Origin of the sequence: Planomonospora parontospora, assembly GCA_014647935.1 — a bacterium.
GTDB lineage: Bacteria > Actinomycetota > Actinomycetes > Streptosporangiales > Streptosporangiaceae > Planomonospora > Planomonospora parontospora.
This window is the reverse complement of record BMQD01000053.1, coordinates 1-20,470: the sequence shown is the minus strand read 5'-3', so window position 1 is coordinate 20,470 and position 20,470 is coordinate 1. Positions and strand designations below refer to the sequence as shown.

Annotated in this window: 15 protein-coding genes; 8 read left to right on the top strand and 7 right to left on the bottom strand. The window is 74.0% G+C overall.

Translation table 11 applies throughout. The features are described 5' to 3' along the window. Positions 1–299 precede the first annotated feature (299 nt). Positions 300–1,748, top strand: coding sequence for a GGDEF domain-containing protein (locus IEZ07_RS34405; RefSeq protein ID WP_191898627.1), 1,449 nt, complete (start codon positions 300–302; stop codon positions 1,746–1,748). Between the two features lie 21 nt (positions 1,749–1,769). Here the strand turns inward: IEZ07_RS34405 and IEZ07_RS34400 are convergent, their stop codons facing one another. Next, positions 1,770–2,393, bottom strand: a complete 624-nt coding sequence (locus tag IEZ07_RS34400; RefSeq protein ID WP_191898626.1) for a TetR family transcriptional regulator C-terminal domain-containing protein — start codon at positions 2,391–2,393, stop codon at positions 1,770–1,772. 65 nt (positions 2,394–2,458) lie between these two features. Here IEZ07_RS34400 and ureA point away from each other — a divergent pair, with 65 nt between their 5' ends. The 4 genes from ureA to IEZ07_RS34380 all read left to right on the top strand — a co-directional run bounded on the left by ureA (position 2,459) and on the right by IEZ07_RS34380 (position 8,215). Beyond that, positions 2,459–3,160, top strand: coding sequence for an urease subunit gamma (ureA, locus tag IEZ07_RS34395; RefSeq protein ID WP_191898625.1), 702 nt, complete (start codon positions 2,459–2,461; stop codon positions 3,158–3,160). Further along, positions 3,157–4,866: an urease subunit alpha gene (locus IEZ07_RS34390; RefSeq protein ID WP_191898624.1), complete on the top strand. Its 1,710-nt coding sequence runs from the start codon at positions 3,157–3,159 to the stop codon at positions 4,864–4,866. Before ureA ends, IEZ07_RS34390 begins: the two co-directional genes overlap by 4 nt. Positions 4,867–4,941: 75 nt before the next feature. After that, a complete protein-coding gene (locus IEZ07_RS34385; protein ID WP_191898623.1) occupies positions 4,942–5,937 on the top strand; it encodes an agmatine deiminase family protein in 996 nt (331 codons plus the stop codon). A gap of 319 nt (positions 5,938–6,256) precedes the next feature. After that, positions 6,257–8,215, top strand: coding sequence for a tetratricopeptide repeat protein (locus IEZ07_RS34380; protein WP_239320563.1), 1,959 nt, complete (start codon positions 6,257–6,259; stop codon positions 8,213–8,215). Here IEZ07_RS34380 and IEZ07_RS34375 read toward each other — a convergent pair. From IEZ07_RS34375 to IEZ07_RS34365, 3 genes are read right to left on the bottom strand one after another with little or no spacing between them, the layout of a single operon-like run. Beyond that, complete coding sequence (locus IEZ07_RS34375) at positions 8,196–9,212, bottom strand: phosphotransferase enzyme family protein (protein ID WP_191898621.1); 1,017 nt, start codon at positions 9,210–9,212, stop codon at positions 8,196–8,198. The genes IEZ07_RS34380 and IEZ07_RS34375 overlap by 20 nt on opposite strands. Continuing rightward, positions 9,209–9,865 carry a response regulator transcription factor gene (locus IEZ07_RS34370; protein ID WP_191898620.1) on the bottom strand — a complete coding sequence of 219 codons (657 nt, stop codon included), beginning with the start codon at positions 9,863–9,865 and terminating at the stop codon, positions 9,209–9,211. Before IEZ07_RS34370 ends, IEZ07_RS34375 begins: the two co-directional genes overlap by 4 nt. Further along, entirely contained in the window at positions 9,856–11,103 is a 1,248-nt protein-coding gene (locus tag IEZ07_RS34365; RefSeq protein ID WP_191898619.1) for a sensor histidine kinase, read from the bottom strand. Before IEZ07_RS34365 ends, IEZ07_RS34370 begins: the two co-directional genes overlap by 10 nt. 183 nt (positions 11,104–11,286) lie before the next feature. Between IEZ07_RS34365 and IEZ07_RS34360 the strand changes: the two genes are divergently transcribed. The 3 genes from IEZ07_RS34360 to IEZ07_RS34350 all read left to right on the top strand — a co-directional run bounded on the left by IEZ07_RS34360 (position 11,287) and on the right by IEZ07_RS34350 (position 15,816). Next, positions 11,287–12,621 carry an acyltransferase family protein gene (locus IEZ07_RS34360; RefSeq protein ID WP_191898618.1) on the top strand — a complete coding sequence of 445 codons (1,335 nt, stop codon included), beginning with the start codon at positions 11,287–11,289 and terminating at the stop codon, positions 12,619–12,621. A gap of 58 nt (positions 12,622–12,679) precedes the next feature. Then, a complete protein-coding gene (locus IEZ07_RS34355) occupies positions 12,680–15,175 on the top strand; it encodes a DEAD/DEAH box helicase (RefSeq protein WP_191898617.1) in 2,496 nt (831 codons plus the stop codon). Positions 15,176–15,291: 116 nt separating this feature from the next. Then, a complete protein-coding gene (locus IEZ07_RS34350) occupies positions 15,292–15,816 on the top strand; it encodes a DUF2087 domain-containing protein (protein WP_068895454.1) in 525 nt (174 codons plus the stop codon). Between the two features lie 177 nt (positions 15,817–15,993). Here the strand turns inward: IEZ07_RS34350 and IEZ07_RS34345 are convergent, their stop codons facing one another. The 3 genes from IEZ07_RS34345 to dusB all read right to left on the bottom strand — a co-directional run bounded on the left by IEZ07_RS34345 (position 15,994) and on the right by dusB (position 20,244). Then, entirely contained in the window at positions 15,994–16,962 is a 969-nt protein-coding gene (locus tag IEZ07_RS34345) for a TAXI family TRAP transporter solute-binding subunit (protein WP_191898616.1), read from the bottom strand. Further along, entirely contained in the window at positions 16,959–18,998 is a 2,040-nt protein-coding gene (locus IEZ07_RS34340) for a TRAP transporter permease (protein ID WP_204054589.1), read from the bottom strand. Before IEZ07_RS34340 ends, IEZ07_RS34345 begins: the two co-directional genes overlap by 4 nt. 121 nt (positions 18,999–19,119) lie before the next feature. Next, positions 19,120–20,244 (bottom strand): tRNA dihydrouridine synthase DusB, encoded by a 1,125-nt coding sequence (gene dusB, locus IEZ07_RS34335; RefSeq protein WP_191898615.1) that lies wholly within the window; start codon positions 20,242–20,244, stop codon positions 19,120–19,122. Positions 20,245–20,470 lie beyond the last annotated feature (226 nt).

The following is a 20,470-nucleotide window of genomic DNA, read 5'->3' as shown; positions in this document are numbered from 1 at the left end:
GCGGGAGAGCGCTTCCCTGACACGGAAGAGGTCACAGGTTCAATCCCTGTATCGTCCACCAGCGCGGCGGGTCCCGGCCTCATCGGCCGGGGCCCGCCTTTTCGGTTTCCCCGCTCCCGGCCGGTCCGCGCTCGCGGGTGCTCCACGCTCCCGGGCGGTCCGCGCGGTCGCCGCAGGTTCCCCGGCCCGGCCGGTCCTCCCCGCCTCGCGGTCCGGCGGCTCCGGTGTGATCCCCGTCTCTCCGGCGACGCGGGTTCCGCGTTGCCTCAGCCCCGCGCCCGGTCTGCCGATAGTGCGGCGTGGACGGTTCCCGGGCTTGGCGGGTCTTCCTCCTCGGCGGCCTCGTCGCCCTGGGGGTGTACGTGCTGCTCCCGTACGGGCCCTTCCGCGACGCTTTCTACGCCTCCGTCGGGCTGTCCGGGGCGGCGGCGTCGTTCCTGGTGGCAGCCCGCCTGCGCGGCACCGTCGGCCTGGCCTGGGCGCTGATGGGCCTGGGCCTGGTCGGCACCGCGACCGGCGACCTCATGTGGCTCTACTACGACCACATCGCCGGGGTGGACCCGTTCCCCTCGCCCGCCGACATCGCCTACCTGCTGCAGTACCCCTTCGTCACGGCCGCCCTGCTGCTGCTCGCCCGGCACCGGCGGACCCCCGGCGACCGGGGGGCCCTGCTGGACAGCGCCATCGTCACCGCCGGCCTCCTGCTGCCGTACTGGGTGCTCCTGATCGACCCGAACATCGGCGGCCACGAGTCCACCTTCGACCAGCTTGTCGCCCTGGCCTATCCGCTCGCCGACGTGGTGCTGCTCGCCGGGCTCGTCCGCCTGCTGTCCGTCTCGGGCGCGCGGACGCCGTCCTTCCGGCTGCTCACCCTGGCGATGATCTCCCTCCTCACCGGAGACGTGATCTTCATCTCCACCGAGGGGGCGGAGGTCTTCGGCCTGCCCCTCGGGGACACGCCATTCCTGATGTCGTACGTGCTGTGGGGCACCGCGGCGCTGCACCCCTCCGCGCAGGACCTGCTGAGCACCTCCTCGGACGGGGTGCCGTTCTTCACCACGCGACGGCTGCTCACGCTGATGGCCGTCGTCCTGCTGGCCCCCGGCACCATGGCCGCGCAGCTCGTCTCCGGGTTCGAGCTGAGCGCCTGGCCCGTGACCATCACCTCCGCGGTGCTCTTCGTGCTGGTGGTGGCCCGGATGTCGGACCTGCTGCACCGCCTGCAGGACCAGGCCCGGATGCTCGACGAGGTCGCGCGCACCGACACGCTGACCGGGCTGCCCAACCGGCGCACCCTCGACGCCCAGCTGGCCCGGGAGTACGCGCGCGCCGAGCGGGACGGCACGCCGCTGTGCCTGGCGATGGTCGACCTCGACCGGTTCAAGCTGTTCAACGACACCCACGGGCACCAGGCCGGGGATCTGCTGCTCACCGGCGCCGCCACGGCCTGGAGCCTCGTGCTGGGCGGGCAGGACATGCTGGCCCGCTACGGCGGGGAGGAGTTCGTGCTCGTCATGCCGGGCCGGGAGCCGGCGGACGCGGAGGCGCTGCTCGCCGCCATGCGCGCGGCCACCCCGCAGGAGCAGACCTTCTCGGCCGGGCTCGCGCTCTGGGACGGCCGGGAACGCCCTTCCGACCTGCTGCACCGCGCCGACCTGGCCCTGTACGCCGCCAAGGAGGCCGGGCGCGACCGGGTGGTGCGGGCGAGCGGCTCGCGCCCGGGTCCCCCGTCCCGGGCGAGGACGTGACTCCCGCGGCCTCCGCCGTCCTCACGGCTCGAGCTCCCGCAGGGCCGCCCGCACGGCCTGCTCGCGCGCCCAGGCCGCGTCCCGGCCCGGCAGGCCGAGGAGGACGTCGTACGCGAGGCCGTCCATGACGCGGCACGTCCGCAGGGCATGCTCCCCGGTGTCGTCCACCGGCCGGAACACCCCCTGCCCGATGCCCCGGGCCACGATCCCGGCCAGTTCGCCGGCCCACGCCCCGGTGAAGGAGGCGATCCGGGTCAGGGTCTCCTCGTCCCGCGGCGGCCGGGCGACGACCTGCGCCCACAGCCGCCACCGCACGTCTCCGGGGCCCGTGGGGAGGTACAGCTCCACCAGGCGGACCAGCGCCCGGCGCGGGTCGGCGACGGCCGCGAGCTCGGCGGTGCGGCGCTCGGCCAGCTCGTCCTCGCTGAGCAGGAGCGTCGAGACCAGGATCCGGTCGCGCCTGCCGAAGTAGTACATGACGTGGCCGCTGCTCATGCCCGCGCGCTCGGCGATGTCGCGCACCCGCACCCGCTCGGGCCCCACCTCGTCGATCGCCAGCAGCGCGGCCCGCAGCACGTGCGCCCGCACGTCGGGACGCTCCGGCCGGGTGAGGGACGCCGCGGCGGCTCCGGGCTTCGCAGTCATGAGCACCACCGTACCGGTTTAGAATCCTGATCTAAGTTTGAACACCGTTCCAGGAAGGGTGCACCGTGCGGCTGACACCGACCGAGCGTGACCGGCTGCTGCTGTTCACCGCCGCCGAGCTGGCCCGGGCCAGAAGGGCGCGGGGGCTCCGGCTGAACGTGCCGGAGGCCACCGCACTCATCGCGGACACGGTCTGCGAGGCCGCCCGGGACGGGGCCCGGCTGACCGAGGCGGTCGAGGCGGGCCGGGCGGTGCTCGGCCCGGACGACGTGCTGCCCGGCGTGGCCGACATCGTCACCGAGGTGATGGTCGAGGCGGTCTTCGACGACGGCACCCGCCTGGCCGTGGTGGGCGACCCGATCGGAGGCGGCTCCCTGGGCCCCGACGCGCCCGGCGCGGTGGTCGGCGCGGCCCGGCAGGACGCGGACCCGGCGGGCTCTGCGGGTCCGGACGGGGTGGAGGTGGACGTCGTCAACACGGCGGCGGTGCCGATCAGCGTCACCTCGCACTTCCACTTCTTCGAGGTCAACCCGCGGCTCCGGTTCGACCGGGGCACCGCCTACGGGCGCAGGCTGGCCGTCCCCGCCGGCTCGGCGGTCCGCTTCGGCCCGGGCGAGAGCCGTACCGTGCGGCTGGTCCCCATCGGCGGCGCCCGCGTCGCGATCGGGTTCGCCGGGCTGGTGGACGGCCCGCTGGACGCGCCCGGGGCGTTCGAACGGGCCATGGACAAGGCGCGGGCCTGCGGTTACCTGGGGAGCGGTGAATGAGCGAGCGGATCGGCGGCGCGGGCGGCGGAGGCGGCGCGGGCCATGTGAGCGTGTACGGCCCGCGCAGGGGCGACCGGGTCCGGCTCGGCGACACGGGCCTGGTGGTCGAGGTCGAGCACGACTCCCAGCTGCCCGGGGAGGAGTTCCTCGCCGGGTTCGGCAAGACCGCCCGGGACGGCCTGCATCTGAAGGCCGCCTCGGTCCGGGAGACCTGCGACCTGGTAATCTCCAACGTGCTGGTCCTGGACCCCTTCCTCGGGGTGCGGACCGCGTCGATCGGCGTCCGCGAGGGCCGCATCCACGCCGTCGGCCGGGCCGGGAACCCCGACACGCTGGACGGCGTGGACGTGGTGGTCGGCACCGGGACCACGATCGTGTCCGGCGAGGGGCTGATCGCCACGGCGGGCGCGATCGACACGCACGTGCACCTGCTCAGCCCGCGCATCATGGAGGCCTCGCTCGCCTCCGGCGTGACCACGATCATCGGGCAGGAGTTCGGGCCGGTCTGGGGCGTCGGGGTCAACTCGCCGTGGGCGCTGCGGCACGCGTTCAACGCCTTCGACGCCTGGCCGGTGAACATCGGCTTCCTGGCCCGCGGGTCCTCCTCGCATCCGGCGCCGCTGGTGGAGGCGCTGGCCGAGGGCGGCGCGAGCGGCTTCAAGGTGCACGAGGACATGGGGGCGCACACCCGGGCGCTGGACACCGCGCTGCGGGTGGCCGAGGAGTACGACGTGCAGGTGGCGCTGCACACCGACGGCCTCAACGAGTGCCTGTCGGTCGAGGACACGCTCGCCGTGCTCGACGGCCGGACGATCCACGCCTTCCACATCGAGGGCTGCGGCGGCGGCCACGTGCCGGACGTGCTCCGGCTGGCCGGGGTGGCCAACGTCATCGGCTCCTCCACCAACCCGACGCTGCCCTTCGGCCGGGACGCGGTCGCCGAGCACCACGGGATGATCGTCTCGGTGCACGGCCTCAAGCCGGAGCTGCCCGGCGACGCCGCCCTGGCCCGGGACCGGATCCGGGCGGGCACCATGGGCGCCGAGGACGTGCTGCACGACCTCGGCGTCATCGGCATCACCTCCTCCGACGCCCAGGGCATGGGACGCGCGGGCGAGACGGTCCGCCGGACGTTCGCCATGGCCGGGAAGATGAAGGGCGAACCGGACACGGGGCTGGACACGGGCGGGCGCAACGACAACGAGCGGGTCCTGCGCTACCTGGCCAAGCTGACGGTCAACCCGGCGATCGCGCACGGGCTGGCCCACGAGGTCGGATCCCTGGAGCCGGGCAAGCTGGCCGACATCGTGCTGTGGCGGCCCGACCACTTCGGCGCCAAGCCGCAGCTCGTGCTGAAGGCGGGCTTCCCCGCCTACGGTGTGACCGGCGACCCGAACGCCTCCACCGACGCCTGCGAACCGCTGGTGCTGGGCCCGCAGTTCGGCGCGCACGGGGCCACCGCCGCGGACCTGTCGGTGGCCTTCGTCAGCGGGGCCGCCGCCGGAGCGGGCGGGGACCGGATGACCACCCGCCGCCGCCGCGTGGGCGTGCGCGGCACCCGGGGCATCGGCCCGGCGGACCTGGTCCGCAACTCCCGGCTCGGCACGGTCCGGGTGGACCCGCTGGGCCGGGTCACCCTCGACGGCGAGGAGGTCCGGTCCTCCCCCGCCGACACGGTCTCCCTCAGTCGCCTGTACTTCCTCTGACCCCGTCCCCGCCCTCCCCGTCCCCGTCCCTCGGGGGCGTCCCTCGGGGGCGGCCGATCCCCCAGGAGCCGGCCCATGTTCTCCATGCCACCCGAGTGGCACCCGCACACCCGTACCTGGATGTCCTGGCCGGCCTCCGGCTACGCCCTGGCGGATCCGGAGGCGTCCTACCGGGCCTGGTCGAGCGTGGCCAACGCGGTCGTACGCCACGAGCCGGTCACCATGGTCGTCGACCCGAGCGAGCGCGGATCCGCCGCCCGGTGGCTGGACCCCCGCGTCGAGGTGATGGAGCAGCCGCTCGACGACTGCTGGATGCGCGACAACGGCCCCACCTTCCTGATCGACGGGCGGGGCGGCCTGGCCGGGGTGGACTGGACCTTCAACGGCTGGGGGTGGAACGCCCACGCCAAGGACGACCTGGTGGCCCGGGCGGTCCTGGAGCGGGCCGGGGCGCGGCGCCTGCGCTCGGAGCTCGTCAACGAGGGCGGCGGCATCCACGTCGACGGCGAGGGGACGGTGATCGTCACCGAGACCGTGCAGCTCGGCGAGGCGCGCAACCCCGGCTGGACCAGGCAGGAGGTGGAGGGCGAGCTCCGCGCCCGGCTGGGGGTGGAGAAGGTGATCTGGCTGCCCCGCGGCCTGACCGCCGACTACGGCCCGTACGGCACCGGCGGGCACGTGGACCTGCTGGCCTCCTTCGCCCGGCCCGGCCTGGTGCTCTGCCACGTCCAGCCCGACCCGTCCCACCCCGACCACGAGGTCACCCGGGAGAACCTCGCGATCCTGCGGGCCTCGACCGACGCCAGGGGGCGCGCCCTGGAGGTGGTCGAGCTGCTCGCGCCGGAGACGCAGGAGGTCGGCGGACAGCTCGTCGACTACTCCTACGTCAACCACTACCTGGCCAACGGGCTGGCCCTGCTCTGCTCGTTCGGCGACCCCCGGGACGCTCCGACCGCCGAGCTCTTCGCCCGGCTCTTCCCGGGGCGGTCGATCGAATCGGTGGACGCCCGGGACATCTTCGCCCTGGGCGGCGGCATCCACTGCATCACCCAGCAGCAGCCCGCGCCATGAGGAGTTATGGCGTTATGCGTCCAGCGAATGTCCGCATCCGGCCATTCTCATAATAGATCTTGTCAGTGAGGGTTAATGGTGCGAATACTTGCGATTTGTTCTTATTGGCGAGGAAGGCACGTGATGAAAAAGGTCATCGTTCACAAGCCCGGCCCGGTCGCGCTCAGCGGGGCCGCCAGCCCCAAGCACGTCGGCTGAACCGGAACCGCAGAGCCGGCGTCCAGAGATGGGCGCCGGTCCGCCGAGGAGAATGAGGAGATCGGTGAGTCGGGGACCCCTCGCCCCGGGAGAAGCCTCGGAAGAAGCGCCCCTTCCTCCTTTGCTCCTGCCCCCCGTGGACGCCGACCGGCGCCTGCGCGGGCCGTACACCGCCGCGGGCGCGATCGTCGCCGCCCTGCTGCCGGAGGCCCGGCCGGAGCTCGTCGCCCGCTACGACATCGAACTGCGCGCCGTCGCCCCCGACCTGCACGGCCGCATCCCCGCCCGGCGCCGCTCCAGGGCGGACGCGCTGCCCCGGGCGGAGCGGATCCTGGTCCACGCGCCGCGCCGGACACTGCGCATCGCCAACGGTGTCGCCGAGTTCCTCCGCGCCCATCTGGAGGCCCGTCCGGAGGCCCGTCCGGACGGGCGGCGGGAGCGGACCGGGCCCCGCAGGCTCGTCGTCACCGGCACCGCCGAGGCCGACCCCACCGACCTGGAACTGCTGGCGGTGCTGCGCCGCCGCGTCCCGCCGGAGCTGCTCACCGTGGAGCTCCGGGAGCAGGCCGCGGCACTGCCCGAACTCGAACCCGAGGAGCACGACAAGCGCGCCGACGAGCTGGAACGGCAGGGCTCCGTCGGCGCGCGCCTCGGCGCGGTCCCCTACCACCGCGAGCGCGGCACCGACCCCCGCCTGGCCGTGGAGGCGCTGCGCTTCGCGGTGCAGTGGTGCCTGGACGCCGGATGCCACGACGCCGTCGCGGAGCTGGGCCCGCGCGGTCTGGCGCTGACCGATCCGGAGAGCGACCCGGAGACCTGGTGGCGGTTCCTGCACAGCACCGCGACCGCGCTCGGCTCGCTGCACCGCGAGGACGAGGCCGCGGCCCTGTTCGACCTGGCCAGGAGGGAGAGCGTCTCCCCCGTCACGCACGCGGCGGCCGCCTACTCCACCGGCATGCTGAAGGTCCGCCACCACGACCCCGCCCGGCGCGACCCGGAGGCGGCGCTGGCCTGGGTGAACCAGGCGATCGCCATCTCGACGCTGCTGCCGGACCCGCGTGAGCGGGCGTTCAAGCTGGGTTTCGACCTCAACGGCCGGGCCCTGGTCGAGGTACGGCTCGGCCGCCCCGCCAGGGCGCTGGAGCTGGTCCAGCAGGCCGTGGACCTGGCCGACCGGGAGCTGGGGCCGGACGAGCACCCGATCCACCGGCTGGTGCTGCTGGCCAACCGGGCGCAGCTCACCGTCATGCTGGGCCGCCCGGAGGCGGCGCTGGAGGACCTGGACGCGGTCATCGCCGCGGATCCGGGCTATCCCGACTACTACATCGACCGGGGCAACCTGCTGCACCGGCTCGGTCGGCTGGACGCGGCGGTCGCCGACTACGAGACGGCCATGCGGGCGGGCCCGCCCTTCCCCGAGCCCTACTACAACCGGGCCGAGATCCGCTTCTCCACCGGAGACCACGCCGGGGCGCTCGCCGACCTGGACCACGCCCTGGAGCTCGATCCGGAGTTCGTGGACGCCCTGGCCAACCGGGCGGGCCTGCTGGTCGCGCTCGGCGAGTACGGCCGGGCGCGCGCGGACGCCGAGACGGGGCTCGCGCTGGACCCGGACAACCCCTACCTGCTGTGCGCGCTGGGCCAGGTGGAGATGGCCGAGGGGCGGCACGCCCCGGCGCGGGCGGCGTTCGACCGCGCGCTGGAACGCTCCCCCGGGCTCTCGGCGGCCTGGGCCAACCGCGGGGTGCTGGCCTTCGAGACCGGGGACCCGGAGGGCGCGGCCGCCGACTTCACCCGCGCCCTGGAACCGGGTGCCGATCCGGCGCTGCTGTTCAACCGGGCGCTGGCGCTGCGCGCGGCGGGACGCGAGCGGGAGGCCGCGGCCGACCTGGCCAGGGCTCTGGAGCTGGCCCCGGACGACGAGGACGTCCGGCGCGAGCTGGCCGGTCTCGGCGGAGCCACCGGGACCGCCGGAGACTCCGGCGACGTCCCGGACCGCGGGTCGCCCGGGGACTCCGGCGGCGCCCCGGACGACGCGTCCCCCGGGCACGCCGGCGGCCTCACCGGGCGGGCCGGGTGAGCTCCCCCGCCAGATAGCGCTCGGCCAGCTCGCAGGTGCCGCGGGTGTAGCCCGCGCCGAGCCCGGCGGCGGTCTCCACCCCGGCGTGGCTGCCGATCCAGGCGACCAGCAGCAGGCGGCGGAACATGACGAACGTCCAGACCTCGGCCTCATCCTCGGCGGGCAGGTCGAGAACGGTCCGGTAGCCCCGCAGCCAGGCGTCGACCATCGCCGGGACCTCGGGGCGGTGCTCGATGAAGCTGAGCGCCGCGGCCAGGTCGTAGAGGTACCAGCCGAAGCCGCAGTCGTCGAAGTCGATGACGCTGGGCGGCCCGTCGCCGGTCACCAGCAGGTTGGCCGGCCGCAGGTCGGCGTGGATCAGGCCGTAGCGGCCGGCGTCCCGGCCGAAGCGGCGCAGCCGCCCGCGCAGCTCCTCCGCCAGCCGCCCCAGTACGGCCAGCGCCTCGGGGTCCATGCCGGGCCCGTCCCGCCAGCGCCCCCACCGGGACTCCCGGCCCAGCGCGGCGCCGTGGTCCCAGTGGAAGCGGGTGAAGGCGGCCGGGCGGCGCCAGGAGCGCGCGTGCCGGTGCATCCGCGCGGTGGTCGCGCCGAGCCGCTCGAAGCCCTCGACCAGGCGGTCCTGCGGGGGCTCGGTCCCCGGCAGGAACTCGAACAGGACGCACTCGCGGGGCGGCTCCCCCGGGACGGTCAGCACCCGGGAGCCGTCCGGGGCGCGGAGCACCTCCGGCGTCCTGACCCCGGCCTCCCGGAGCGCCTCCAGCCAGGCCAGCTCGGAGCGGATCGCGGCGGTGGAGTGGTAGCCGAGCCGGTGCACCCGCAGCACGGCCCGGAACCCGGTCTCCGGGTCGTCGACCCGGAAGGTGGCGTTCTCCGACACGTTGATCAGGGTGATCTCGGCGCCGGGCAGACCGTACAGGCGCACCGCCGTCCGGGCGGTCGCGTGCACGCGGTCCAGCACGCCGCCGCCGGCGGACAGGTCGTGGGCACGCACCCTCATCGGCCCGACGAGCGGAGGTAGGCGAGCACCGCGAGCACCCGGCGGTGCTGGTCGCTGTCCTCGACGTGCAGACCGAGCTTGGCGAAGATGCTGCGGACGTGCTTCTCCACCGCGCCGTCGCTCACCACGAGCTGGCGGCCGATGGCCGGGTTGGACCTGCCCTCGGCCATCAGGCCGAGGACCTCTCGCTCGCGCGGGGTGAGGGAGGCCAGCGGGTCGTCGCGGCGGCGCCGTACCATCAGCTGGGCGACCACCTGCGGGTCGAAGACCGTGCCGCCGGACGCGACCGAGCGCAGGCCCCCCATGAAGTCGTCGACGTCCACGACCCGGTCCTTGAGCAGATAGCCCACCGCGCCGCGCGCGTCCGCGAGCAGGTCGTCGGCGTAGGAGACCTCGACGTACTGCGAGAGGATCAGCACCGGGGCCCCCGGCACCCGCCGCCGCACCTCGACCGCGGCCCGCAGGCCCTCGTCGGTGAAGCTCGGCGGCATCCGCACGTCCACCACCGAGACGTCCGGCCGGTGCTCGGCGACGGCCTCCACCAGGCTCCCGCCGTCCCCCACCTCCGCCACCACCTCGCAACCGAACTCCTCCAGCAGCCTGATCAGGCCCGCCCTGATCAGGACCGCGTCGTCGGCCACGACTACCCGCACGGCACCTCCGCCACGATCACCGTCGGCCCGCCCACCGGTGAGTCCACCGCCAGCTCGCCGTCCACCGCCCTGAGGCGGTCGGCGAGCCCGGACAGGCCATGTCCCTTGGCGACGTGCGCGCCGCCGACCCCATCATCCCCGATCGTCAGCATCAGGACGCCACCGGTCTTGCTCAGGGTGACCGTGCAGACGGTGGCGTGGCTGTGCTTGGCGATGTTGGTCAGGGACTCGGCGACCACGAAGTAGACCGTGTTCTCCACCGCGGCGGCGAAGCGCCCCTCCACCTGGATGTCCAGCTCGACCGGGACCGTGCACCGCCCGGCGAGCGCGGCCAGCGCCGGGGCCAGGCCGCGGTCGGTCAGCACCGGCGGGGCGATGCCGCGCGAGAGCGCGCGCAGCTCGTCCAGGGTCTCGCGGGTGGAGCTGATGGCCTCGGACAGCATCCGCTCGACCGCCTGGGGGTCCCGCTTGAGCTGGCGCTGGGCCCGGGACAGGTCCATGGCCAGGGAGACCAGGCGCTGCTGCGGCCCGTCGTGGATGTCGCGCTCCAGCTTGCGCAGCGCGTTGGCCTCGGCCGAGACCGCCGCGGCCCGGCCCTCGGCCAGGTCGTCGATGCGCTCCTGCAGCTCCGCGACCCCGGTGAGCATGGCCCGGCCGAGCCCGGCCTGGACCAGCGCCGCGCCGCGGAGCACCACCGGGAGCGTGATCGCGAACACCGCGCCGATCGCGGTGTTGAGGATCACCTCCGCCAGGGCGCTGTCGCCGAAGCCGAGCAGTTCCGCCAGCCCGTGGTTGTCCGGGATGCTCGCGATGATCCACCCGTAGATGGGGGCGGTCAGCCCGAGGACCGTCCCGGCCCACCAGGTCACCGCGATGCAGAACGTCACGACGGCGATCGGGAAGTTCACGATCGCGTGCAGCAGGTCCAGCCACGACTGCCCGCTGGTCAGCGGGTTGGCCATGCGGCGGAACCAGCCGGCGTTCTCCGGTGCGCGGCGGTAGCGCGGCCGGGCGACCTGGTAACCGAGCACCTGGGGCAGCGAGCGGCGCTCGATGTCGGCGAAACCCCGGGCGAGCATCAGCGTGGCCGCCAGGATCGGCACGCCGAGCCAGACGACGACCGTGCCGAGCCCGGCGGCGAAACCGGTCAGCGCCAGGCAGAAGGCGATCACGGAGAGGGGGAAGCCGGTGAGCAGGTAGCGGGTGTCGGTACCGATGCGGCGCAGGAGGGATCTCATGGGGGAAACGCTACGAGTCCCGGACGGCGCGATCGACCCGGTGCGCAGGCGTCCCGGGGTAGGGCCATCCCTACCCCGGAGGGTGGGGCCGGGCGCGGGAAAGAAGGCGGCAGCCGTCACTGCGCCGCCGAGGAGGTTCGCGGGAGTCTCGGAGCACCGCCCCCTGACGAATCGAGACCCCCGTTGACCGCCGTCCTGACCCGCCCCGCTCCCCCGCCCACACGCCCTCCCGCGCCCCTCGCCGCCGCCCCCGCGTCCGCCCCGCCCGGCCGGGACCTGTTCCTCGACGTCCTGCGCCTGTTCGGCACGGCCCTGGTGGTGCTGCAGCACTGGAGCATGCCGGTGCTCTCCGTCACCGGAGACCGGATCACCACCGGCAACGCGCTGGCCACCGGGAACGCCTGGATGATCACCTGGATCAGCCAGGTGATGCCCCTGGTGTTCTTCGCCGGGGGTGCGGCGGGCGCGATCAGCCACCGCGCCGCGCTCCGGCGCGGCGGCGGCTCGCCCGCCTGGCTCGCGGCGCGGCTGCGCCGCCTGGCCTGGCCGGTGCTGCCGCTGGCCGCGGTCTGGCTGCCCCTGCCCCATCTGCTGCTCGCCCTGGGCCTGCCGTCCCAGCCGGTGGTCACGGCCTCGCGCCTGGCCGGGCAGCTGCTGTGGTTCCTGGCCGTCTACCTCGTCGCGGTGGCGGCGACGCCGCTGATGCGCCGGCTCGGCGCGGCGTACGGCCTGCGCGTGCCGGCGGCGCTGGCGGCGGGGGCCGTGGTGGTCGACGTGCTGCGGTTCGCCTGCGGCCTGGAGGCGGCGGGCTGGGCGAACATCGGCCTGGTCTGGCTCGCGGTGCACCAGCTCGGCTTCCTGTACGCCGAGGGCCGCCTGGACCTCCCCCGGACCCGGCTGTGGGGCATGGCCGCGGCGGGGTACGGCCTGGCCGCGCTCCTGGTCGCCTTCGGCCCCTACCCGGGCAGCATGATCGGCCTGCCGGGGGCCGCGGTCTCCAACATGGCGCCGCCCACGGTGGCGCTGCTGGCGGTGGGGATCGGGCAGATCGGGCTGGCGCTCGCCCTGCGCCGGCAGATCGCCTCCTTCGCCCGGTGGCCGGTGGTGGCGCGGGCGCTGGGCTGGGCCGGTCCGCGCATGATGACCGTCTACCTGTGGCACATGAGCGCGCTGTTCTGCGTCACCGCGGTGGTCGTGGTGGGGCTGGGGGTCCCCACCCCGGAGCCGGGCGGCTCCGCCTGGCTGTCCGGGTGGCCGCACTGGCTGGCCGCGCTCTGCCTGGTCCTGTGGCCGCTGCTGCGCGGGCTGTCCCGCTTCGAGGAGCCCCCGGCGGCGGCGCCGTACCGCGGGGGGACCGCCCGGATCGCCGCGGCGCTCGCGCTGGCCGGCGCGGGACTGCTCGTCCTGACCGTGTCCGGCTTCGCCCCCGGGCCCTGGCCCGTGCTCGGCTCCGGCCTGCTGCTGGGCGGGCTGCTGCTCACCCGCTCGGCGGGATTTCGCCGGATCCGCGGGAATTGACCCCATCTCTACCGCCCCGGTGGTTCGACCACCGCCCGTTCTTCGGCAGGATGGGAGGGTGAGCCTTGTAGATCGCCTGCCCGAAGAGATCGACGCCGACCCCGACGCCATCTTCGACGCCTTCGTCGAGTGGAACACCGAGCGGGGGCTCACCCTCTATCCGGCCCAGGAGGAGGCCCTGATCGAGGTGGTGTCGGGCAACAACCTGATCCTGGCCACCCCGACGGGCTCGGGCAAGAGCCTGGTGGCGGCGGGGGCGCACTTCACCGCGCTCACCCGCGACGTGCGCACCTTCTACACCGCGCCGATCAAGGCGCTGGTGTCGGAGAAGTTCTTCGACCTGTGCGAGCTCTTCGGCACCGAGAACGTCGGCATGATGACCGGCGACGCGAGCGTGAACCCCGGCGCGCCCGTCATCTGCTGCACCGCGGAGATCCTCGCCAACGTCGCGCTGCGCGACGGCGCGGCGGCCGACATCGGCCAGGTCGTGATGGACGAGTTCCACTTCTACGCCGAGCCGGACCGCGGCTGGGCCTGGCAGGTGCCGCTGCTGGAACTGCCGAACGTGCAGTTCGTCCTGATGTCGGCGACCCTCGGCGACGTGAGCATGTTCGAGGAGGACCTGACCCGGCGCACCGGCCGGCCCACCTCGGTGGTCAAGCACGCCGAGCGCCCGGTCCCGCTGGTCTACTCCTACCGGATGACCCCGCTGCACGAGACGCTGGAGGAGATGCTCTCCACCAACCAGTACCCGGTCTACGTGGTGCACTTCACCCAGGCCTCCGCCATGGAGCGGGCGCAGTCGCTGATGAGCATCAACATGTGCACCAAGGCCGAGAAGGAGGCCATCGCCTCGCTGATCGGCAACTTCCGCTTCACCACCAACTTCGGCCGCGCCCTGTCCCGGCTGGTACGGCACGGCATCGGCGTGCACCACGCCGGCATGCTGCCGAAGTACCGCCGCCTGGTGGAGCGGCTGGCCCAGGCCGGTCTGCTGAAGGTCATCTGCGGCACCGACACCCTCGGCGTCGGCGTGAACGTGCCGATCCGCACCGTGCTGTTCACCGCGCTCAGCAAGTACGACGGCAGCAAGGTCCGGCGGCTGCGCGCCCGCGAGTTCCACCAGATCGCCGGGCGGGCGGGCCGGGCCGGCTACGACACCATCGGCTACGTCGCCTGCCAGGCCCCCGAGTACGTCATCGAGAACGAGAAGGCCCTGGCCAAGATCGGCGACGACCCCAAGCGGCGGCGCGGCTACGCCCGCAAGAAGCCGCCGGAGGGCTTCGTCGGCTGGAGCGAGGAGACCTTCGCCAAGCTCCAGGAGGCCGAGCCGGAGCCGCTCAGCTCCCGCTTCAAGGTCAGCAACGCCATGCTGCTGGCGGTCATCAACCGGCCCGGCGACTGCTTCGCCGCGATGAGGCACCTGCTCACCGACAACCACGAGGACCGCAAGTGGCAGCGGCGGCACATCAGCCAGGCCATCGCGATCTACCGCTCGCTGCTGGCGGGCGGCGTGGTGGAGCAGCTGGACGAGCCCGACGAGCAGGGCCGCCGGGCGCGCCTCACCATCGACCTGCAGGAGGACTTCGCGCTCAACCAGGCGCTGTCGACCTTCGCGCTGGCCGCCTTCGAACTGCTCGACCGCGAGGCCCCCACCTACGCCCTGGACATGGTCTCGATCGTGGAGTCCATCCTCGACGACCCGCGCCAGATCCTGTCCGCCCAGCTGAAGAAGGCCCGGGGCGAGGCCGTCGCGCAGATGAAGGCCGACGGGATCGAGTACGAGGAGCGGATGGAGCTCCTGGCCGAGATCACCCACCCGATGCCCCTGGCCGACCTGCTGCTCGGCGCCTACGAGACCTACCGGCGCGGCCACCCGTGGGTGGCCGACTACACGGTCAGCCCCAAGAGCGTCGTGCGCGACATGTACGAGCAGGCGATGACCTTCACCGAGTACGTCGGCCACTACGAGCTGGCCCGCTCCGAGGGCGCCGTGCTCCGCTACCTCGCCGACGCCTACCGCACGCTGTCGCGGACCATCCCCGAGCACCTGAAGACCGAGGACCTGGTCGACCTCATCGAGTGGCTCGGCGAGCTGGTCCGCCAGGTCGACTCCAGCCTGATCGACGAGTGGGAGAAGCTGGCCAACCCCGCCCAGGCCCTGGAGGCCGAGCAGGAGATCGAGGTCAAGCCGCGCCCGGTCACCGGCAACCCGCGCGCCTTCCGGGTGCTGGTCCGCAACGCGATGTTCCGCCTGGTGGAGCTGGTCGCGCTGGAGAAGGAGGAGGAGCTCGCCGAGCTCGCCCCGGACGTCGACTGGCCCGCCGCCCTGGACGCCTACTACGACGACCACGAGGAGGTCGGCACCGGCCCGGACGCCCGCGGCCCGGCCCTGCTCCGCATCGAGGAGGAGAAGGAGCTCTGGAAGGTCCGCCAGGTCATCGCCGACCCGGCGGGCGACGGCGACTGGGGCATCGACGCCCAGGTCGACCTGGCCGCCTCCGACGAGGAGGGCCGGGCGGTGGTCCACGTCATCGGGCTCAACCGCCTCTGACCGCGCCGCCGCTCCGGCGGCGCGGCCCCGGCCCGCCGCCTCCGGCCGCGACCGGCCGCTCCTCCCGCGCTTCCCGGGTGGCGGAGGCGGCCCGCGGAACCCGCGAAAATGGGGGCATGAGCGATGAGGCGATCAGGCAGGTGCTCGGCCTTCTCTACCAGGACGACACGCTGCGGGTGCTGTCGGCGCTGGCGCTGGAGCGCGCGCCCGAGGAGTCGGGGCTCGAGCGGGACGCGATGCTGCTGGCGCTGGACCGGCTGAAACGCGGCGGGCTGGCCGTACACGACCACGAGGGGGTGTGGCGGCTGCGGCGGGAGCGCTTCCGCGAGCTGCTGCACGCCGCGGCCCCGCCGCCCGAGCCGGTCTCCCCCGAGGAGAAGGTGCTGCGCGCCTTCCTCGTGGAGGGGCGGCTGCGGGCCATCCCCAGCAAGCGCGACAAGCAGCTCGTCGTGCTGAACTACGTGGCCCAGGTCTTCGAACCGGGCGTGCGCTACTCGGAGAAGGACGTCAACGTGGTGCTGCGCGCCTTCCACGACGACCACGCGGCGCTGCGCCGCTACCTGGTCGACGAGGGCCTGCTGACCCGCGAGAACAACGTCTACTGGCGCAGCGGGGGCACGGTCGACGTCGCCGGCGCGTGAGACCGGGCGGTCGGCTCGCCGATGCGCCCGGCCGGCCCGGGCCGCCCGCGGCTGCGACGCCCCGGGCCGGCCGCGCTCCGTTCGCCGGCGTTCCCGTCCGGTCCGCCCACGCTCCGTTCGCCGGCGTTCCGTCCGGCCCGCCCGCGGCGCTCCCTCCACGGGCGGGCCGGCGCGGGATCACCGGCCGTAGTACTTCTTCGCGCCGTCGTGGAGCGGTACCGGGTCGGTCTCCGGCGCCTTCTCCCGGGTGATGCCCCGGGCCGACGGGTGCACCTTCTCCAGGTCGGCCCTGCGGTCGAAGAGCAGCCGGGTCAGGCTCTCCGCGAGCGCCGGGTCCATCCTCTCGTTCACCACCAGCAGGTTCGGCACCACGATCGTGGGCACGTCGGCGGGGGTGCCGTAGACGTCCTTGCCGATGACGCCCTGCGCGTACACCGGCCCGTGCTCGGCCTGCATCTTCGGCAGGGAGGCGTCCAGCGGGACGAAGGCGACCTCGTCCTTGAGGCTGGTGAACAGGTCGGTGATGCCCGGCGTGGGCAGGCCGCCGGACCACACCAGCGCGTCCAGCGTGCCGTCCTTGATTCCCTGCACGCTCTCCGGCAGGCCCAGGGACTGCCGGGTGACGTCCTCGTCGGGGTCGAGGCCCGCCGCCTCGAGCAGCCGCAGCGCGATCACCTCGGTGCCGGAGTTGGGCGAGCCGGTGGAGACCCGCTTGCCCTTCAGGTCCGCCACGGACTTCACGCCCGCGTCGGCGGCGGCGACCACCTGGGTGGAGTTGTCGTACAGCCGGGCGAGCGCGCGGATCGGCTGGGGCCCGGTGAACGCCCCCTTGCCGGCCACCGCGTCGGCCGCGGAGTCGGCCAGGGTGAAGGCGATGTCGGAGTCGCCCCGCACGACGCGCTGGATGTTCTCCACCGACGCGCCGGTCGCCTCGGCCGTCGCCTGGTAGCCGGGTACGTGCCTGCCGATCTGGTCGGCCAGTCCGCCGCCGAGGACGTAGTAGACGCCGGTGGTGTTGCCGGTGGCGATCGACAACCGCTTGCCCGCGCCGGCCGGCTGGTCCGCGGCCCGCTCAGCGGACCGGTCCCCGCCGCAGGCGGACAGGAGCAGCGTTCCCGCGGCCATCAAGGCGGCCAGACGTCTCATGGTCGTACCTCCCGTTTGCGCATCACCAGGTGGAGTGCGAGTGCGACGATCAGCACGCCCGCCCCCGTCAGCACGGGGACGGGCGACAGGAACAGCAGCGCCACGGCGGCCGCCCCGCACAGCGCCCGGACCGGCGCCGGGACGGGACCGGCCAGCCAGCCGCCGGTGGCGACGGCCAGCGCGGCCACGGCCAGCGCCGACACCGCCGCGGCGAGAGCGATCTCCCCCGCCGGGGCCTGGGCCAGCAGCGCCGACCCGCCCGGGGTCAGCACGAAGGCGAAGGGCACCAGGAAGGCCGGCAGCGTGTACTTCCAAGTGGCCAGCATCGTCCGGTAGGCGTCGCCCCCGGTGATGGCCGAGGCCGCGAAGGCCGACAGCGCCGTCGGCGGGCTGACCTCCGAGAGCACGGCGTAGTAGAAGATGAACATGTACGTCTCGGCGTCGCTGACCCCGAGGTCCTTCAGCGCCGGACCGATGATCACCGCCGCGATCACGAACGACGCCGTCACCGGTACGGCCAGGCCCAGCAGGAGCACCGCCAGGGCGCACATCAGCGCGGTGACGGCGAGGACGCCTCCCGAGACCCCGACGATCAGCGAGCTCGCCTTCAGGCCCAGCCCGGTGAGCGTGACCACGGCGACGATCATCCCGGCGGCGGCGCAGGTCACCGCGACCGGCAGCACCCCGAGCGTGCCCGCGGCCAGGGCGCGGGCCGCCCGGCGGGGCGTGAGCCGGTGCTCGCGGTCGAGGAAGGAGAGCGCGAAGGCCAGCAGCGTGGCGTACACCACCGCCCGGAACGGCGACTGGCCCAGCGCCATCAGCACGACGATCACGAACAGCGAGCTGAAGTGGTAGCCGAACCGCCGCAGCAGCGGCCACAGGCGCGGCGGCCCGGCCGTGCCGTACCCGCCGCCCACGTCGGCCACCCCGCCCGCAGCGGTCACGCCGTCCGCGCCGAGCTCGCCCGATCCGCCCGGTCCCGTTCCGGCGGACGGCCCCTGCGGCCCGGCGGCGCGCACGCCGTACCGGCGGGCGTCCATCTCGATGGCCAGGAAGACGCCCAGGTAGTACAGGAGCGTGGGGACCGTCGCGTAGACCAGCACCGTGAGGTAGCCGACCTGCATGTACTCGGCGATGATGAACGCCGCCGCGCCCAGCGTGGGCGGCGAGAGGATCGCGCCGATGCCCGCCGCGGCCAGCACGCCCCCGCCCTGCTCGCGCGGGTAGCCCGCCCGGCGCAGGATCGGCCAGGCGACGCTGCCGACGCTCACGGTCGTGGCGACCCCGGAGCCGCTGACCGTGCCCAGCAGGAACCCCGCGAGGGCGACCGTACGGCCCGGCGCGGCACGCGAGCGCCGGAACGCGGCCAGGGAGACCTCCACGAAGAACCGGCCCGCGCCGGAGTGGTCGAGGACCGCCCCGTAGATCGTGAACAGGATGATGTAGGTCGCCGCCACGTCCAGCGGCACGCCGTACACGCCGTCGGTGCCCATCACGAACGAGGCGAGGATCCGGTCGGCGTCGTAGCCGCGGTGCCCGAGCAGCCAGTCGAAGGGCAGGTGGCCGCCGTAGTAGGCGTAGGCCAGGAACGCCAGGCAGACCGCGGGGAGGATCCAGCCGACGGTCCGGCGGCAGGCCTCCAGCACCAGCAGCGACAGCACCGCGCCCGCGGCCACGTCCAGGGCGGTCGGGTCGAACGCCCGGCGGATGAAGTCGTCGAAGACGGTCAGCGGGTAGAGGCAGACCGCCAGTGAGAGCGCCGCCAGCGCCCAGTCGGCCGCGCCGGGCCGGTCGCCGCCGCCCCGCCGGGGCCGGTAGCAGACGAAGACCAGCGGCAGCACGACCGCGAGGAACGCCATCCGGTACGGCAGGACGGAGCCGGGGAAGAACGTCTGCCACAGCACGTAGAGCGACAGGCACAGCGCGACCCCGGTGACGGCGAGCGACAGCGTGCCGGGCAGGTGCCGGGCGGGCCGCTCGGCGTCGTACTCCGCGATGAGGTCCTCGGGTGATGACCGTGCCGCCGTCTCCGTCAACCGCCGCTCCCGGGTGTGGGCCGCCTGCCGTTGACCGCACGGTACACACGCGGCTGACGCCGGTCCGTCAGATCCGGATCACATTACGGTCACGCCGCCGGACCGCCCGCCGGAGGACCGGTCAGCCGCCCGAGGTGTCGAGCTCGGCGTCCGCGCAGGGCACCGCCAGGTCGTACGGGTCGTCGAGCCAGCCCGCGGGCAGGTGCACTCGGTCACGGGCGTGGGTCTTGCCGCGCGGCGCGTCCGCCACCTCGCCGGGCCAGGGCTGGGCGGGGTCGAGCTCGGCCAGCCCCTCGCGCAGCCCGGCGAGGGTCTCCGAGGTGGCCAGGCGGCGGCGCAGCTCGGAGCCGACGGTGAAGCCCTTGAGGTACCAGCCGACGTGCTTGCGGAAGTCGGCCACGGCGTGCGGCTCGCTGCCGAAGCACTCCGCCAGGAGCGCGGCGTGCCGCTCCATGACCGCGGCGACCTCCCCCAGCCGGGGCCTGGCCCGCTCGCCGCTCCCGGCGCACATGGCGGCCAGGTCGGCGAAGAGCCACGGCCGGCCCAGGCACCCGCGGCCCACCACGACGCCGTCGCAGCCGGTCTCCGCCATCATCCGCCGCGCGTCGTCGGCGCTCCAGACGTCGCCGTTGCCGAGCACCGGGATCTCCGTCACCGCCTCCTTGAGCCGGGCGATCGCCTCCCAGTCGGCGGTCCCGCCGTAGTGCTGGACCGCGGTGCGGCCGTGCAGCGCGACGGCCGCGATCCCCTCCTCCACCGCGATCCGCCCGGCGTCCAGGTAGGTGAGGTGGTCGTCGTCGATGCCCTTGCGCATCTTCATCGTCACCGGGAGCGTGCCGGCGTTGCGCACGGCCTCCCGCAGGATCGCGCGGAGCAGGTTGCGCTTGTACGGCAGGGCGGAGCCTCCGCCGCGCCGGGTCACCTTGGGCACCGGGCAGCCGAAGTTGAGGTCCACGTGGTCGGCCAGGTCCTCTTCGGCCACCATCCGGACGGCCCGGCCGACGGTCACCGGGTCCACCCCGTAGAGCTGGAGGCTCCGGGGCCGCTCGTCCGGCTCGAACCGGATCATCTTGAGCGTCTTGGCGTTCCGCTCCACCAGCGCCCGCGTCGTGATCATCTCGCAGACGAACAATCCGCCGCCCTGCTCGCGGCAGAGCGTGCGGAACGCGGCATTGGTGATCCCGGCCATGGGCGCCAGCACGACCGGCGGCCACACCTCCAGCGAGCCCAGCTTCAACGACTCCACCTCGTGTTTCTACCGCACGCGGCCGGATCGGACGAACCGGTCACCGCCCCGGGTCCGCCGTCCGCGGCCCGGCGCGCATCGGCCGGGGTGACGCGCGGTTACGCAATCACCCGGAAAACCCGCTAGAGTTCTCTCGTCGCCACGGGCCGGAGCGCCCGGTGGAGGCACGCGGAAGTGGCTCAGTGGTAGAGCATCACCTTGCCAAGGTGAGGGTCGCGGGTTCGAA

Excerpts from the sequence above, each read along its gene's own strand:
- IEZ07_RS34400 (WP_191898626.1), bottom strand. The coding sequence starts at position 2,393 with ATGACTGCGAAGCCCGGAGCCGCCGCGGCGTCCCTCACCCGGCCGGAG.
- IEZ07_RS34390 (WP_191898624.1), top strand. The coding sequence starts at position 3,157 with ATGAGCGAGCGGATCGGCGGCGCGGGCGGCGGAGGCGGCGCGGGCCAT.
- IEZ07_RS34385 (WP_191898623.1), top strand. The coding sequence starts at position 4,942 with ATGTTCTCCATGCCACCCGAGTGGCACCCGCACACCCGTACCTGGATG.
- IEZ07_RS34375 (WP_191898621.1), bottom strand. The coding sequence starts at position 9,212 with ATGAGGGTGCGTGCCCACGACCTGTCCGCCGGCGGCGGCGTGCTGGAC.
- IEZ07_RS34365 (WP_191898619.1), bottom strand. The coding sequence starts at position 11,103 with ATGAGATCCCTCCTGCGCCGCATCGGTACCGACACCCGCTACCTGCTC.
- IEZ07_RS34350 (WP_068895454.1), top strand. The coding sequence starts at position 15,292 with ATGAGCGATGAGGCGATCAGGCAGGTGCTCGGCCTTCTCTACCAGGAC.
- IEZ07_RS34345 (WP_191898616.1), bottom strand. The coding sequence starts at position 16,962 with ATGAGACGTCTGGCCGCCTTGATGGCCGCGGGAACGCTGCTCCTGTCC.